The following is a 16,687-nucleotide window of genomic DNA, read 5'->3' on the forward strand; positions in this document are numbered from 1 at the left end:
TGCAAAATCCGTTCAATCCGTGTTATCTGTGTGCCATATTTTATCCTTTGGAACATATTGCGGACTGTCATAAAATAAAAAGTAGTTTGATAATTCTAAGGGATAATACAGAATCCAATCGAAAAGGTGTTGGAGAATAAATAATCTGGAAAAGATCAAAAGCTAAAAAAATAAAAGCGAGTCCATTTAAATAGTTGTATTTGTAAAAATTGAACAGGATTTTAAATCATTTTATTTTGTCTGTAAAGCACAGCTTCCATTAGATTTATAAAGTAATCAAGGCAATAAATAAATGCGTTTATAAATTTTTGTTAATACTAGTAAGGAAACTTGTATTATGTAATTGAATTGTTATTTTTGTTCGTTTTAAGTTTAAAGAAATGTAAGTAATTGTATTGTGAATTCAATTCGTTTCTTGATTCTTAAAGTGTATATTTGGCCAAAATTAAAAAGGTCTTATCAAAACAGATTTGAAGACAGAAAAATAACGATAGTTTACGATAAAAATAAATTTAAAAAATGCCATTAAAAACAATACAAATGAGATTCATAAATAATAAAATTGTACTTACTTTTTGTTTTATGTTTTTTTTAAGTGCTATTATGAGTGCTCAGGAGATCATAAAAGACAGTGCAGTTGTTACTGTTGTTAAAACATCATCTAATCAAAAATTAAAAATTGACGGTGTTATTGCTACAGTTGGTGATTACATCATATTAGATTCAGATATTGATAAATCTTATTTGGAAATTTCAAGTCAAGGTGGTTCTGTAAAAGATATTACAAGATGCCAGATGTTAGGAAAATTACTGGAAGATAAATTGTATGCGCATCAAGCGATACAAGACAGTATCAAGGTAACGGATTCTGAAGTTAAAAGCATGATGGACGATCGATTGAACTATATGGCAGAGCAATTAGGATCTATGGATAAAGTGGTGAAGTATTACAAGAAAAATTCTGAAGAAGAATTCAGAACTTATTTCTTTGATATTTTGAAAGAACAGAGGCTTACTTCAGAAATGATGAAGAAGATTATTGATGAAGTAGAAATTACGCCTGAAGAAGTGCGTAATTTTTTCAAAACAATACCCGTAGCTGAGCTTCCTCTTTTTGGTGCCGAAATGGAAGTAGCGCAAATTGTGATTACTCCTAAAGTTTCTGATGCAGAGAAACAGAAAGTGATAGACAAACTCAATGGTTTCAAAAAAGAAATTCAAGAAGGTTCCAGTTTTGCCACAAAAGCAGTTTTGTATTCACAAGATCCAGGCTCGAGAGCAACAGGCGGTTTTTATAAAATGAATCGTAAAACGCCATTCGTAAAAGAATTTAAAGATGTAGCTTTTGGTCTTGCCGAAGGAGAAATATCAGCTCCTTTTGAAACGGATTTTGGGTATCACATTATATATGTAGAAAAAATAAAAGGACAAGAAATAGAATTGCGTCATATTTTATTGACTCCAGCTGTGTCTGAAGAATCGTTGAACGAGGCGAAAGAAAAAATTGCTTTAATTCGAAAAAGAATTGTGGATAAGGAAATCACTTTTGCGGAAGCAGCAAGAACGTTATCTGACGAAAAAGAAACCAGAGCAAACGGTGGAGCTTTAATCAATCCAAAAACACAAGATGCCCGTTTTGAATTAACAAAAATGGATCCTAGTTTATACAGCCAGGTTTCAAATTTGAAAGAAAATGAAATTTCAGCGCCATTCATGGAAGATGAGCAAGGAAAGAAAAAATTCAAGATGGTTGCCATAACTAATAGAATAAATGAGCATACTGCTGATTATGCTAAGGATTACATCAAAATAAAAGACTTGGCATTGAAAGAAAAACAAATCAAAGCCATCGGAAAATGGTTTGATGAGAAAATTAAAGAAACCTACATTAAAATTATAGGGGAATACAGAGATTGTACTTTTACAAACAACTGGTTAAAAAAATAATTTTTATAAAATAAATAAAAAGAGTTAGCTTTATGAATTCATAAAGCTAACTCTTTTTAATTTAAAATACATTTCAAAATGTCTGACGTAGCAGCAATACATAATTTAGTTCAAAAACGAAATGAACTAAAAAACGAAATAGCAAAAATCATTGTAGGACAGGATGCAGTGGTGGATCAAATTTTGCTTTGTATTTTTTCTGGTGGTCATGCTTTGTTGGTAGGAGTTCCTGGGTTAGCGAAAACATTAATGGTAAATACTTTGGCGCAAGCCTTGGGTCTAGATTTCAAAAGAATTCAGTTTACTCCGGATTTGATGCCATCGGATATTTTGGGGAGTGAAATATTAGATGAAAGCCGAAAATTTAAATTTATAAAAGGACCCGTTTTTTCGAATATTATTCTGGCAGACGAAATCAACAGGACGCCGCCCAAAACGCAGGCAGCTTTACTTGAAGCCATGCAGGAGCGTTCCGTTACCATTGCAGGGGAAAACTACAAATTAGATTTGCCGTATTTTGTTTTGGCAACTCAAAATCCTATCGAGCAGGAAGGAACTTATCCTTTGCCTGAAGCGCAGTTGGACCGATTCATGTTTGCTATAAAACTCGAATATCCTTCTTTTTTAGAAGAAGTGCAAGTGGTAAAGCGTACGACTTCCGATTTGAACAATACGATAAATCCGTTGTTTACGGCACAGGAAATTACCGACTTCCAACATTTGATTCGTAGGATTCCTGTCGCTGATAATGTTATAGAATATGCGGTAACGCTGGTAAGTAAAACACGACCGGATAATCCGCTGTCCAATGAATTTGTAAAAAACTATCTGGATTGGGGAGCTGGACCAAGGGCTTCACAAAATTTAATTTTGGCTGCCAAAGCCAATGCCGCTTTCAACGGAAAGTTTTCACCGGATATCGAAGATGTAAAAGCCGTGGCAACAGGGATTTTGCGTCATAGAATTATCAAAAATTACAAAGCTGATGCGGAAGGAATTACCGAAGAAATGATTATAGATAAATTGATGTAAGTATTTGTTTTTTTACATGTAATTTGTTTTTTTGATGATTGCAAAATCACATATTTAGTATTGTAATTTCAGAATTGAAGCAAACGAATCAAAAACGGGTCAATTTTTTTGTCTTGTTAAGTGGTAATTAGATAAATAATCATAGGGATACTTAGAATTTTTTAATAAAAATCACATAATTTCATTTATTTGTAATTATAGTGTTTCAGTTCGTATCTTCTGCTAAATTCTTTTTAATTCTCATCATAAATTCTTTAAATTTGCACCACAAATAAATAAAAAAAACTAATATTATGGCTTTTTTATTTTGAAATAATCAAGGAAATCTGCCATACAACATTGAAAAGACATCATTATGAACACTTATAACGATTACATCAAGGAGATCGAAGAACGAAAAATTCAGGGACTTCACCCGAAGCCAATTGATGGTGCCGAATTGTTAAGCGAAATCATTGCGCAAATTAAAGATTTAGATAACGAATATCGAGAGGATTCTCTTAATTTTTTTATTTACAACACTATACCTGGAACTACTAGTGCAGCTGGTGAGAAAGCTAAATTTTTAAAGGAGATCATTCTTGGTGAATCTGTAGTGAAAGAAATTACACCTGCTTTTGCTTTTGAGTTATTATCACACATGAAGGGTGGGCCTTCGATTGAGGTGTTGCTTGATTTAGCTTTAGGTAATGATGTTGCTATTGCAAAAGAAGCTGCGAAGGTTCTTAAAACACAAGTTTACCTTTACGAGGCGGATACAAATTCTTTAGTGGAGGCATTCAAAAACAATAACGAAATCGCTAAAGAGATTCTAGAAAGTTACGCACGGGCTGAGTTCTTTACAAAACTGCCAGAAGTAGCTGACGAAATTAAAGTTGTTACTTATATTGCTGGTGAGGGAGATATTTCGACTGATTTGCTCTCTCCAGGTAACCAAGCTCACTCGCGATCTGATCGTGAACTTCATGGTAAATGTATGATTTCTCCTCAAGCACAAGAGGAAATAAAGGCACTTCAAGCACAACATCCAGACAAAAGCGTGATGTTGATTGCTGAAAAAGGTACTATGGGTGTGGGTTCATCAAGAATGTCAGGTGTAAATAACGTGGCTCTTTGGACTGGTAAACAAGCAAGTCCTTATGTTCCATTTGTTAATTTTGCTCCGATTGTTGCAGGAACAAATGGTATTTCTCCAATTTTCCTTACAACTGTTGATGTTACTGGTGGTATTGGTCTTGATCTTAAAAACTGGGTAAAAAAACTGGATGAAAATGGTGATCCTGTTCGCAATGAAAGTGGTGACCCTATTCTCGAGGAAGCCTACTCTGTTGCTACTGGCACTGTTCTTACAATCAATATAAAGGAAAAGAAACTTTATAATGGCGACAAAGAGCTGATTGATATTTCTAAGGCATTTACTCCTCAGAAAATGGAATTTATAAAGGCTGGTGGGTCATACGCTATTGTATTTGGTAAAAAGCTCCAGACATTCGCTGCGAAGGTTCTAGGCATCGATCCTCCTCTTGTATTTGCTCCATCAAAGGAGATTTCTCATGAGGGACAAGGTCTTACTGCAGTAGAAAAAATATTCAATAGAAACGCTGTTGGTACGACTCCGGGTAAAGTGTTACACGCTGGTTCGGATGTTCGTGTAGAAGTTAATATCGTAGGTTCACAGGATACCACTGGTCTTATGACTGCTCAAGAATTGGAATCTATGGCTGCTACGGTAATTTCGCCAATCGTTGACGGTGCATACCAATCTGGTTGTCACACTGCTTCAGTATGGGATAAGAAAGCTCAGGCTAACATTCCAAAACTGATGAAATTTATGAACGACTTCGGTTTGATCACTGCTCGTGACCCGAAAGGTGTTTATCACTCAATGACTGATGTAATTCACAAAGTACTTAATGATATTACTGTAAACGAGTGGGCTATCATCATCGGTGGTGACTCTCATACAAGAATGTCTAAAGGTGTTGCTTTTGGTGCTGACTCAGGAACAGTTGCTCTTGCACTTGCTACTGGTGAAGCTTCAATGCCAATTCCTGAATCAGTGAAGGTGACGTTCAAAGGAGATATGAAGGGTTATATGGATTTCCGTGATGTGGTTCATGCTACACAAGCTCAGATGCTTCAGAAGTTTGGAGGAGAGAACGTATTTCAAGGTAAAATCATTGAGGTTCACCTTGGAACTCTTAATGCTGACCAAGCATTTACGTTTACTGACTGGACTGCAGAAATGAAGGCAAAAGCTTCTATCTGTATTTCTGAAGATGATACCTTGATTGAATCACTAGAGATTGCGAAGAGTAGAATCCAGATCATGATTGATAAGGGTATGGATAATGCTACACAAGTACTGAAGGGATTGATTAATATAGCTGATAAGAGAATCGCCGAGATTAAATCAGGTGAGAAACCAGCTCTGACTCCAGATGCAAATGCGAAGTATTTCGCTGAAGTTGTTGTTGATCTTGATCAGATTGCTGAACCAATGATTGCTGATCCTGACGTGAATAATATTGATGTTTCTAAACGATATACTCACGACACCATCAGACCTCTATCTTTCTATGGAGGAGATAAAAAAGTTGATCTTGGATTTATTGGTTCTTGTATGGTTCACAAGGGAGATATGAAAATCCTTGCTCAAATGCTTAAGAACATTGAAGACCAAAAAGGTAAGGTAGAGTTTCTAGCACCGCTTGTAGTAGCACCACCTACTTATAATATCGTAGATGAACTTAAAGCTGAAGGTGACTGGGAAGTTTTACAGAAATACTCTGGTTTCGAATTCGACGATAATGTTCCTAAAGCTGCTGCACGTACAGAATATGAAAACATGCTATATCTAGAGCGCCCGGGATGTAACCTTTGCATGGGTAATCAGGAAAAAGCATCTAAAGGAGATACAGTGATAGCAACTTCAACTCGTCTTTTCCAAGGAAGAGTAGTAGAAGATTCTGCGAGTAAAAAGGGAGAGTCATTGCTTTCATCTACACCGGTTGTGGTTCTGTCAACAATTCTTGGTAGAACTCCTACAATAGAGGAATATAAAACGGCAGTGGAAGGTATCAATCTGACTAAATTTGCACCTCCTCATAAGTTGTTAATAAAATAATCACATGATTCGTTAATCATAATTCAAAAGCCCTAGTTCATAAACTCGGGCTTTTTTTTTATTGGTACTCAATTTTTTTGTATCTTGTGATGTTTTAAATAGAATAAATAATCAATTATATAAATCTTATGGCTTTTGATATTGAAATGATTGAAAAAGTGTACGCAAATATGACATCTCGTGTTGATAAAGCACGTGAGATAGTTGGTCGTCCACTTACTTTAACAGAGAAAATTTTATATAACCACCTTTGGGATGGAACTCCATCTAAAGCTTTTGCAAAAGGTGTTGATTATGTTGATTTTGCTCCAGACAGAGTTGCTTGTCAAGATGCAACAGCTCAAATGGCATTATTGCAATTTATGCATGCAGGAAAGAAAACAGTTGCAGTTCCTACAACGGTTCACTGTGATCACTTGATTCAAGCAAAAGTTGGAGCTTCAAGCGATTTAGCTGTAGCGAACACACAATCAAAAGAAGTTTTTGATTTTCTTTCTTCAGTTTCTAATAAATATGGAATTGGTTTTTGGAAACCAGGTTCAGGAATTATTCACCAAATCGTTTTGGAGAATTATGCATTCCCTGGAGGTTTGATGATTGGAACCGATTCACATACTGTAAATGCAGGTGGATTAGGGATGCTAGCAATTGGTGTTGGTGGAGCTGATGCAGTAGATGTAATGTCAGGAATGTCATGGGAATTAAAATTTCCAAAATTAATAGGTGTAAAATTAACTGGAAAACTTTCTGGTTGGACTGCACCAAAAGATGTTATCCTTAAAGTAGCTGATATTCTTACTGTAAAAGGTGGAACGGGAGCTATTGTTGAATATTTTGGAGAAGGAGCTACTTCAATGTCATGTACTGGAAAAGGAACTATTTGTAATATGGGAGCCGAAATTGGTGCGACCACTTCTACATTTGGTTATGACGAGTCGATGAGAAGATACCTTTCTGCAACTGGTCGTCAAGATGTAGTAGATGCTGCTGATAAGGTAGCTTCTTACTTAACTGCCGATCCTGAAGTGTATGCAAATCCAGAAACGTATTTTGATCAAGTTATCGAAATTAACCTTTCTGAATTAGAGCCACACATCAATGGTCCTTTTACTCCAGACAGAGGTACACCAGTTTCTAAAATGAAAGCAGAAGCTGCTGCTAATGGATGGCCAATTAAAGTAGAATGGGGATTAATCGGTTCTTGTACAAACTCTTCTTACGAAGATATGGCTCGAGCGGCGTCTATCGTGAATCAAGCTGTTGAATTAGGAATTAGCCCAAAAGCTGAATTTGGAATTAACCCAGGTTCTGAACAAATTAGATATACAATCGAAAGAGACGGAATCATCGCTACTTTCGAAAAAATGGGAACCAAAGTATTTACAAATGCTTGTGGACCATGTATCGGACAATGGGATAGAGCAGGAGCAGATAAAGGAGAGAAAAATACAATCGTTCACTCTTTTAACCGTAATTTCTCTAAACGTGCGGATGGTAACCCAAATACACATGCTTTTGTAACTTCACCAGAAATGGTTGCTGCATTAGCAATTTCGGGTCGTTTGGATTTCAATCCTTTGACAGATACTTTGATTAACGATAAAGGTGAAGAAGTAAAATTAAGCGCTCCTTTTGGTGATGAATTACCTAAAAAAGGATTTGCTGTGGAAGATGCAGGTTTTCAAGCACCGGCTGCTGATGGATCAGGAGTTCAAATTGCAGTTAGCGAAACTTCAGATCGTTTGCAATTATTGGCACCATTCCAACCTTGGGACGGTAAAAATATTTCAGGAGCTAAATTATTGATTAAAGCTTTCGGAAAATGTACTACAGACCATATCTCTATGGCTGGTCCATGGTTGCGTTTCCGTGGTCACTTAGATAACATTTCAAATAATATGTTGATTGGAGCAGTTAATGCTTTTAATGATAAAACCAACTCGGTTAAAAACCAATTGACTGGTATGTACGATGCGGTTCCTGCAGTAGCACGTGCTTACAAAGCGGCTGGAGTTCCATCTATTGTTGTGGGAGATCACAATTATGGAGAAGGATCTTCTAGAGAGCACGCTGCTATGGAGCCTCGTTTCTTAGGTGTTCAAGCAGTATTGGTAAAATCATTTGCTCGTATTCACGAAACAAACCTTAAAAAACAAGGTCTTTTAGGATTAACATTTGCTACCGAAGCAGATTACGATAAAATCCAAGAAGATGATAGTATCAACATCACAGATTTAGTAGATTTTGCTCCGGGAAAACCTTTAACGTTAGAGTTCGTTCATGCGGATGGGACTAAAGATATTATCTTGGCAAACCATACGTACAACGAAGGACAAATTGGTTGGTTCGTTGCTGGTTCAGCATTAAACTTGATTGCTGCTGCTGGAAAAGCATAAGTAAATTAAATATTTATATTCAAAACTCTCAAGGTAACTTGGGAGTTTTTTGTTTTATGGGGATTTTCTTCGAAGAACGAGATTTCTCATCTGAGGCCATATTAACTTGAAGTTAAAATATTGATAATAAGTTATTTAAGATTTAAGGTGATTGCGTTATTTTGTATCTTTAGTCAATATTAATTTTAAATCCAATTGCAATGAGAATGTTAGTTAATGTTATCTTTCCTATTGAGCCTTTCAACTCAATGGCTAGAAATGGTACAGCTGGCGAAATCATCAGTCGAGTGATTGATGATATCAAACCAGAGAGTATTTATTTTTCCGAACAAGATGGTCATCGAGGTGCTATTATGGTAGTTGAAGTTTCTGATGCCTCTGCTATTCCATCTATTGCTGAACCTTGGTTTTTAAATTTTGAAGCCAATTGCGAATTTAGGATAGCGATGACTCCTGATGATTTAATGCGGGCTAACCTCGCTAAACTTGCTGAAAAGTGGAGTGATGTTCACGTAGTATAAAGAAAGTGAGAGAATTAAGAGCACCACTTCATATGAAATGAGGTGGTTTTTTTATGTATAGATAAATAAGAAAATGAAGCGAGTATTTTGATTGTTATGATAACGTCGTCGACCACTTCCGAGACGCCATTTACCCAGTTGCATAACATATTAAAATATGTCCGAACTCCTTTTTATTACTGAATACTTTTTTTGGAGCTATTTCCTGCTGACCGTTTCAAGCTTTTTCGCGCCATTGCTTTTTTCCAAGATAAAAAAAAGGAGCTTTCGTTGGGAGGGCACTGAAAAAGTATCTCTTTTTAGTAATTAGACATTTTAAGGCGATTAAGGAAAATTCGAGTTTTGCTTAAGTACTTCATTTTCAGGATAAAAAAAAGAGTAGAAAATCTTATTTTTCTACTCTTTTAATGAAATCTAATTCTTTAAGGACTTTTTCAGTGCCCTCTCCGTTGGTCGCTCTTTTTTCTCAGGAAAAAATGCAATTCCACTTCAAAAGGCTTTCCAGTTTCATCAGGGCTAGAAATCGGGAACAGGAATTTCTTTAGATCTTGCGATTTTTTAAAAAAGAAAAAATAGAGCTATTTTATAAAAAATGTAATTTTTTGTTCTAAAAAGAGCTGAAAAATGCTGAAAAATATGCGTTTTTGTTTTTTAACACGTTAAAATCAAAAAAAAATATGGTTTTTTTAATTTTATAACTTAAATTAGCTTTTTTGTAGATAAATTTTTCAACGAAGCTTTTTTTTGATTGTAAATACAAATCATCTTCATCAGAATATTTATTTTCAGCGCAACAATACATTAGGATTGTACTGCGTTACTGTTTAAGTTGCTTTTGCAATTCGAACAAAAATTCAATTAGATTTTAAAATAAAAACATTCTTGCCCTCTTTTTTTGAAAAGAGATAAGAATTTTTATGAATTTTTAAAAATAAAAAATAGTTGAAAAGAAACCCTGGCGAGATTTAATAATTATATCCCGAAATTGCTAAGGAGAATAAAAATGGGGTAAGTAATTTGAAATAAATGAATATGAGTTTAAGATTAGTTGTAACATTGTTTTTATTTAATAGTATTGTACTTTTTTCTCAGGAAAGCACCAAGAAACATACCATCGTAAAAGGGGAAACCATTTCGAGTATTGCAGAGAAATATGATGTAAAACAAAGTGAAATCTATAAATTAAATCCAAAAGCCAAGAATCTATTAAAACTCAATTCAGTATTATTAATTCCTGTTACGGCTCTAAAAAATACCAATACCAAATCTAAGATTGCAACAAATTATTCCGAGAAAGAACACGAAGTACTTGCCAAAGAAACACTTTACGGAATCGCAAGACAATACGGAATTACAGTAAAAGAATTAAATGAAGCCAATCCTACATTAGAAACTTCAGGATTAAAAATAGGGCAAAAAATTGCAATTCCCAGTAATGCAACTTCAACTGAAATCGCAGTTGTTCCTCAAATAAAAAAGTCTTCGCAAAAAGCACCAGTAACAGTTGAACCTCAAATAACTGAAACTGAAAATCCAATCACAGAACAAACTACCATAGAAGTTTTACCAAAAGAAACAAAGTATTCTATTACAAAAAAATACGGCATCACAATCAAGGAATTTGATAAAGCCAATCCAACATTGGGCGTTAAGTCACTTAGAGTAGGGCAAAAAATTAATATTCCTGCAAACGCATCACTAAAAACTGAAATCGCAGTTGCACCTCAAGAAAATAAAATACAATCCATACAAGAGCCAGCTGTTATTCCTCAACCAATAAATGATTTGCCAAAAGCAGAATTGGTTGTTGTTCCTCAACCAAATGAGACTTTAAATTCAACACCAGAAGTAATTGTTCGGGAAGTGTTGCCTAAAGAAACAAAATATGGTATTGCAAAACAATACGGAATCACGGTTCAGGAATTAGAAAAACAAAACCCAGAAATTAAAAACACGCTTCCGGTAGGTTATAAATTGAATATTCGTACAAACAATGGACCTGTTGAAAACAATACTGTTGTAAGTGCTGATAACATCAGTTATAACAAGAGTCCTGAAAACAGTAGTGCTGAAATCAAAAATTTTACAAAGCCAACTTTTAGCAATGAATTTCTGGATCAATTGATTGGACGCGCTTCAGAAAATATTGGGACGCGATACCGTACAGGAGGAACCTCAAAAGCAGGATTTGATTGTTCCGGTTTAATGTGTACCACTTTTGAAGCTTTTGATATTAAGTTGCCAAGAACCTCACGGGAACAATCCGATTATGGGACAAAAATCAATACCGAAGATGCTCAAAAAGGCGATCTGATTTTCTTTAAGACCAATGGCAGAAGCCAAATCAATCATGTAGGTATGGTAGTGGAAGTATGCGAGGGAGAAATAAAATTCATACACGCCTCAGTACATGATGGAGTGATTATTTCTTCAACTAAAGAAAAGTATTATGAGAGAAATTTTACCCAAATAAATAGAGTGGTGCAGTAATTTTACCCTTATAAAAAACGAAAACTCCCCAGACAACTAGGGAGTTTTCGTTTTTTAAAGGTATTTTGATTTTTAATCTTGTTTCACACTATTTACTTCAATCCAATAACCATCTGGATCCTGAAAATAAATCTGTTTGATACCATCAGCGCGAACGTTGATTTTATGAAGTGTTCCCGGCCAGTCAGAATAAGTGATTTTTAGGTTTTCCAATACTTTTACCAGTCCATCAAAGTTGATAGCTTTAAAAGCAAGATGCACGGCTTTATTTATTGTAACGGGTTCTTTAATAGTAGAAACTAAATGCAATTCTTTTCCATCTCCCAAAGAAATCCAACGAATACCTTCTTTTCTTGTAAGATTAGTAATTTCTTTAAGTTTCAAAACGTTAGTATAAAAATCAACCGAATGATCCAAATCTTTTACCGAAAGCGCCGCATGATCCAAAGTTAAAGAAAATGAGTTTTTGTCCTGCGCCCATATTGATCCGGTAAACACAAGTATTAGAAGTAAAAAAAGTATTTTTTTCATAGGTATTTATTTGAAAAGGTAATGCTAAATCAGTTAGCAGTAAGAATACTATTGATGATTTTAATACAATCATCCGTATTACTGCTATTGGTGTTTATCGCCACACTATTATTGTTGTAAGGCGCATACATGTTTAGATTAGGACGTGAAAATAAACCAACTGTAGGGGTTTGCGAAGCACTGGCCAAGTGCATAATGCCGCTGTCGGCACCAATGAAAATTACGGTATTTGCAATCACCGACCCAATTTCACGAATGTCTTTACTGTAAAAGGTAGGTGCTTTAAATCCAATTTGTGAAATATTTTCAACGGGTAAAACTTCAATAATATTGTAATTTGGGTATTCCGTTTTTAATCGCTCGTAAAATTCTTCCCACCAAGATTCTGAATAGCATTTGTCATCAGTGGCATAAGTAAAAATGGAAATAGTCTTTTTCTCGTCAGTCACTATTTTTTCTACTATTTTTCGGCCTTCAGCAATTTCTAAAGGGCTTAACTTGAGGTCTAATGGTGGAACTGGATTCTCGTTTTTCTCAAACCCTAATTTGGTTAAAAAATTTCTAAATTCATACACCGGATATTTTGCAATGTGTTCATAATCTTTATATTTCAATTGAATATCTTGATCAACCTCGCCAAAAAATTTATATTTTGCATTAGCAAATTGCGCTGACAATCTTCCGGACGAAGAGTTTTTATCTACATTGATAACGATATCATAGTGTTGTTTTTTGATTTTTATCCATACTTGAAAATAATCTATTAAATGTTTGAAAGGTTTTTTAGGGAGTTCAATAATGTAATTTATGTTTTCATAATTTTGAAAAACAATGGGAGCTAAACCTCCTTTTACAAATAGATCAATTTTACACTCTGGAAAAGTGGCGATAACTTCTTGCACTAGCGGCGTAATCAACAAAAGGTTTCCTAATCTATGATTTGGCCTTGAAATTAAAACTCTTTTAATTTCAATTTTTTGAGTCAAATCAATTTTTTGATTCTTTTGTGAACTACCAATGTTTTTAGTCAGGCTGTGTGTTATTATCCTTCTATATTCATTTACTTTTTTTAAGATACTCATGCTTTTAATATTATATGGTATTGAATGCTTCTTTAGTTAAAATTAAAAAGGTTGTGAATATTCATGCGACAAAACATAAAATAATCAAACACAACCCAAAATGTACTACGTACTTGACAAATGTACAATATAGATGGAAATCATTTGGCTTATACGATAAAATAAAAAGGAACTAAGAATCAGAATTTATGCTGCTACTATTCTGAATTGTATTCTTTGCTATGCGAAGTTGCTCGGTCTATGGAATTAAACTGATTAACTCTTCGAAGCGCTTATTTATAGTAGTTTTTTGAACCATAGATTTTGAACGCGGCCTGTAGAAACTTTGCATCCGATAATCACATTATTGGAATCTCTTATAAATTCAGTTTGCCCCACTGATCCAGTAAATACATCTTTTTTTGTCGGATTTAATTCCACGTCACTTAATCTGCTGTGTTTTAGTATTAATTTTCCACCTTCTTCTACAAAGTTGTATTCTGTACTTAATTCTTCACTATAAAAACGTCCGACAAAATTAGATAATGTAACCGTAGCTGCATCAAATGGGCTAATTCTTGGAGCATTCATTATTTGCCCTCCTTGACTCAATTTAGCAGATGAAATCTTTCCATCGCTTGTTGGTATAAAGGCAAAGGAAGCATCTACTCCTTCGACCTTAAATTCAGTAGCGGATAATGGCTTCAGTTTAACAATGGATTGGCCTGTTGGTAACGCAAATAATTGACCATTTTCAATAGTGATACTTACAATTAACCCAGGCTGTAATTCATAATCGCCAACATAGGTATTTAATATGTTTTTATCAATTACAATTTCGTCAGTGGTAGTTTTTACATTTTTTTCTTCCACTTTAATCTTGTCATGAAGATAGAGATCTACAATTTTGTGGGCCATTTTTCCCGAATTAAAATCGGCAATATTACTAAATACAATTACCGAAAATTTTTCATCTGGAAAGCGGGTCAAATAGCTGCGATATCCGGCGTCAGCTCCACCATGCTGTATTTCATTTAAACCTTTATACTTACCTACAAATTGACCAAGGGCACCTCCAAATGTTTTTCCATTATTCAAAATGGCAAGTGTATTCATTTTATTAAACAGAGTAACATCTCCAATCTTGGCTGAAGAAAAGTTTAACGTCCAAAGACTTAAATCTTCCACTGTTGTAAACAGACTTGTGGCGCCAACATTAGCATAATTCAAGACACTTTTTTTATAACCCGTCTTGTCAGTATGATAAGAGTAAGCCCTGTTTTTTACAATTTTTTCATGATCATCATAAAAAAGAGTACGCGACATTTTTAGAGGTTTGAAAATATTGGCTTCCGTAAATTCAGAAAAAGTTTTACCGGAGACTCTTGCTACTACCTCGGCCAACAAGGTAAATCCAGTGTTACAATATAAAAACTCTTCTCCAGGATTAAAATTCAATTCTTTTTGTTTGCTTATAATTTTTAAAATATGCTCTTTGGTTATTACATCATCATAACGCCATCCAGCCAAGTTCAGTAAGGACCATTGATCTCTTAAACCACTGGTATGAGTTGCTAAATGTCTTAGCGTGATGGTTTTTCCAAAATCGGGAACCTCTGGAATGTACTTTCTTATATCATCATCCAAGGATAATTTGCCTTCTTTTTCTAATAGTAAAATGGAGAAAACCGTAAACTGTTTTGAGACAGAGGCAATATGAAATACTGTGGATGGAGTAATTGGAATTGAATATTCCAAGTTGGCCATTCCGTATCCCTTTTTATAAATAATTGCTCCATCTTTTACAACGGCAACTGCTGCTCCTGGATTTTCATCACTGTTCCAAACAGTAAAAAGTTCGTCCACTTTTTGATTTAGTGTAACCGCTTTTAATTTTATTTTTTCAATATGCAATTCATAATTTCCCCGAGGTTCATTTTTATCAATAGGGCTTACCTCTATGATGTATTTTCCTTTATTACTTGATGTTAATGTAATCATTTCAGGGCCGTTTTTGCCATTAGGACTATCAAAGTCTTCAATTTTCTCTCCGTTAGCGTCATAGGTTGTAATTATTACATCTACTCCTTTTTGCAATAACTTAAAAAAGGCAAATTGGTCTTTATCTAATTTGACCGTATACTGATGCTTTTCACCCGGACTGATTTCAGAAGAAACGGTCATGTTTTCAGTCAATGCTCCTTTTTGGATTTGAGCTTGAAGGTGATTAATTTGAAAAATAATGAAAAGAAAAACGGTTAGTTGTAATTTGAAATTTTTCATTTATGTTTTTTTTTTTAGGAAGTACTGCTAACTTCTAATTAGCTAGGCTCAAGTTTAAGACTAAATTAAGACTTTTCTTTCAGTTAAATACTTTTAATTCCACTTAAATTAAACCTAAGAACCAAATCTTATAAAACGTTATTGTCTGATTTTCTAATGCATAGCTTTATTTATGTTAACGGAATAAGGGTGTTTAATCGATTTTGTCAATCCTAGCGGATAAGGAAAATATTTTCGTATTAACCTATCCGTGAGATCTGATTTGTTTCAGTTGGCTATTATTACTTCATAATTTACCTTTTACATAATATAGAATTAATGTAAATTAGCCTTTTGCATCATAAAAAAATAGCGATTTCAAAGTGGTAAGCATATATTTTGCAATCTTTGAACTCTAAAAAATTAAACAGCACTATGAGTAAGACGAAACTAATAATTAATCGCAATGGATCTATAAAAATTGAAGGGGATTTCGAAATAATGGACTTCGAAGGTAAAGTTTATGGATTAGAGGGAAGAACCGCATTGGGTCTTTGTCGTTGTGGATTGTCATCTAATAAACCTTTTTGTGATGGTTCACACCGTAACAATTTTGAACATGAAGCTGAAGCATTTGACTTACCACCTATGAAAACTAAGTAAGAAATACTGTTTTCTTCTTGTGATCAATAAAAAAGCTACCTCATTGTAGCTTTTTTATGTTTTTGTAATGTCTTCTCATTGTGGGCACGGAAAAGATTTCCGCTATCTGACTAGGAACGATTAGTGATATCCGAGCGATCGGGTTTATCACTTTTATTTCAAGTACAAAACAAACTTTAAATTAAGCCGAAAACCCAAATCCGGCAAAACCGATGTTAGCGGTTCGTTGTTTTTCTACGCTTAGATTTGTCCCTTATAATTTGGGTCAAAATTTACGATCCATTCAATTCCGTATTTGTCTCTAAACATTCCAAAATATGAACCCCAAGGACTGTCGGAAATAGGCATTTCGATTTGTCCACCTGCTGAAAGCCCACTGAATAGTTTGTCGGCTTCTTCTTTGCTTTCAGCACTAATTGATATTTTAGACCTGTTTTCGTTTTCGTTTGTCCGTCCCATACTTTCTGGAACATCCCGGCGCTTTGAGATGGTGGGGAATTCGTAACCTTTCAATTTTCTGCTTTACGGAAAAGTTGATGCGAAACGGTAATTCCACTAAAACCCCACTATATCAAAACGCCTGTGTGTGCCTTGCATGCACTTCCAATTCCTCAAAAGTAGGAATTTTATCTAGAGGGTGCAAGTCCCTTATCGGCA

11 protein-coding genes are annotated in these 16,687 nt (G+C 34.6%); 7 read left to right on the forward strand and 4 right to left on the reverse strand.

Annotation, left to right across the window (positions count from 1 at the left end):
* The first annotated feature begins 519 nt into the window (after positions 1 to 519).
* The 6 genes from FNW38_RS16345 to FNW38_RS16370 all read left to right on the forward strand — a co-directional run bounded on the left by FNW38_RS16345 (position 520) and on the right by FNW38_RS16370 (position 11,513).
* Entirely contained in the window at positions 520 to 1,947 is a 1,428-nt protein-coding gene (locus tag FNW38_RS16345) for a peptidylprolyl isomerase (RefSeq protein WP_144065066.1), read from the forward strand.
* Positions 1,948 to 2,025: 78 nt separating this feature from the next.
* A complete protein-coding gene (locus FNW38_RS16350) occupies positions 2,026 to 2,979 on the forward strand; it encodes an AAA family ATPase (protein WP_144065065.1) in 954 nt (317 codons plus the stop codon).
* A 355-nt stretch (positions 2,980 to 3,334) separates the two neighbouring features.
* The gene (locus tag FNW38_RS16355; protein WP_144065064.1) at positions 3,335 to 6,106 is read left to right on the forward strand and encodes a bifunctional aconitate hydratase 2/2-methylisocitrate dehydratase; all 2,772 of its coding nucleotides are present in this window, start codon (positions 3,335 to 3,337) and stop codon (positions 6,104 to 6,106) included.
* Positions 6,107 to 6,234: 128 nt separating this feature from the next.
* Complete coding sequence (locus FNW38_RS16360) at positions 6,235 to 8,502, forward strand: aconitate hydratase (RefSeq protein ID WP_143386203.1); 2,268 nt, start codon at positions 6,235 to 6,237, stop codon at positions 8,500 to 8,502.
* 200 nt (positions 8,503 to 8,702) lie between these two features.
* Positions 8,703 to 9,023 (forward strand): panthothenate synthetase, encoded by a 321-nt coding sequence (locus tag FNW38_RS16365; RefSeq protein ID WP_143386204.1) that lies wholly within the window; start codon positions 8,703 to 8,705, stop codon positions 9,021 to 9,023.
* 1,032 nt (positions 9,024 to 10,055) lie between these two features.
* Entirely contained in the window at positions 10,056 to 11,513 is a 1,458-nt protein-coding gene (locus FNW38_RS16370; protein WP_235890226.1) for a peptidoglycan endopeptidase, read from the forward strand.
* 72 nt (positions 11,514 to 11,585) lie between these two features.
* Here the strand turns inward: FNW38_RS16370 and FNW38_RS16375 are convergent, their stop codons facing one another.
* From FNW38_RS16375 to FNW38_RS16385, 3 genes are all read right to left on the reverse strand, one after another.
* Positions 11,586 to 12,044 (reverse strand): VOC family protein, encoded by a 459-nt coding sequence (locus FNW38_RS16375; RefSeq protein ID WP_144065062.1) that lies wholly within the window; start codon positions 12,042 to 12,044, stop codon positions 11,586 to 11,588.
* A gap of 29 nt (positions 12,045 to 12,073) precedes the next feature.
* Entirely contained in the window at positions 12,074 to 13,126 is a 1,053-nt protein-coding gene (locus FNW38_RS16380) for a glycosyltransferase family 9 protein (RefSeq protein ID WP_144065061.1), read from the reverse strand.
* A gap of 276 nt (positions 13,127 to 13,402) precedes the next feature.
* The gene (locus FNW38_RS16385) at positions 13,403 to 15,388 is read right to left on the reverse strand and encodes a serine hydrolase (RefSeq protein WP_143386208.1); all 1,986 of its coding nucleotides are present in this window, start codon (positions 15,386 to 15,388) and stop codon (positions 13,403 to 13,405) included.
* Between the two features lie 414 nt (positions 15,389 to 15,802).
* Here FNW38_RS16385 and FNW38_RS16390 point away from each other — a divergent pair, with 414 nt between their 5' ends.
* Positions 15,803 to 16,030, forward strand: a complete 228-nt coding sequence (locus FNW38_RS16390) for a CDGSH iron-sulfur domain-containing protein (RefSeq protein WP_143386209.1) — start codon at positions 15,803 to 15,805, stop codon at positions 16,028 to 16,030.
* Between the two features lie 240 nt (positions 16,031 to 16,270).
* On the opposite strand, the gene FNW38_RS16395 is transcribed toward FNW38_RS16390, so the two are convergent.
* Positions 16,271 to 16,489, reverse strand: coding sequence for a VOC family protein (locus FNW38_RS16395; protein WP_235890225.1), 219 nt, complete (start codon positions 16,487 to 16,489; stop codon positions 16,271 to 16,273).
* Positions 16,490 to 16,687 lie beyond the last annotated feature (198 nt).

The organism is Flavobacterium gawalongense (assembly GCF_007097265.1).
Taxonomy (GTDB): Bacteria; Bacteroidota; Bacteroidia; order Flavobacteriales; family Flavobacteriaceae; genus Flavobacterium; species Flavobacterium gawalongense.

Coding starts and splice junctions, on each gene's coding strand:
- FNW38_RS16345 (WP_144065066.1), top strand. CDS start 520: ATGCCATTAAAAACAATACAAATGAGATTCATAAATAATAAAATTGTA.
- FNW38_RS16350 (WP_144065065.1), top strand. CDS start 2,026: ATGTCTGACGTAGCAGCAATACATAATTTAGTTCAAAAACGAAATGAA.
- FNW38_RS16355 (WP_144065064.1), top strand. CDS start 3,335: ATGAACACTTATAACGATTACATCAAGGAGATCGAAGAACGAAAAATT.
- FNW38_RS16360 (WP_143386203.1), top strand. CDS start 6,235: ATGGCTTTTGATATTGAAATGATTGAAAAAGTGTACGCAAATATGACA.
- FNW38_RS16365 (WP_143386204.1), top strand. CDS start 8,703: ATGAGAATGTTAGTTAATGTTATCTTTCCTATTGAGCCTTTCAACTCA.
- FNW38_RS16370 (WP_235890226.1), top strand. CDS start 10,056: ATGAGTTTAAGATTAGTTGTAACATTGTTTTTATTTAATAGTATTGTA.
- FNW38_RS16375 (WP_144065062.1), bottom strand. CDS start 12,044: ATGAAAAAAATACTTTTTTTACTTCTAATACTTGTGTTTACCGGATCA.
- FNW38_RS16380 (WP_144065061.1), bottom strand. CDS start 13,126: ATGAGTATCTTAAAAAAAGTAAATGAATATAGAAGGATAATAACACAC.
- FNW38_RS16385 (WP_143386208.1), bottom strand. CDS start 15,388: ATGAAAAATTTCAAATTACAACTAACCGTTTTTCTTTTCATTATTTTT.
- FNW38_RS16390 (WP_143386209.1), top strand. CDS start 15,803: ATGAGTAAGACGAAACTAATAATTAATCGCAATGGATCTATAAAAATT.
- FNW38_RS16395 (WP_235890225.1), bottom strand. CDS start 16,489: ATGGGACGGACAAACGAAAACGAAAACAGGTCTAAAATATCAATTAGT.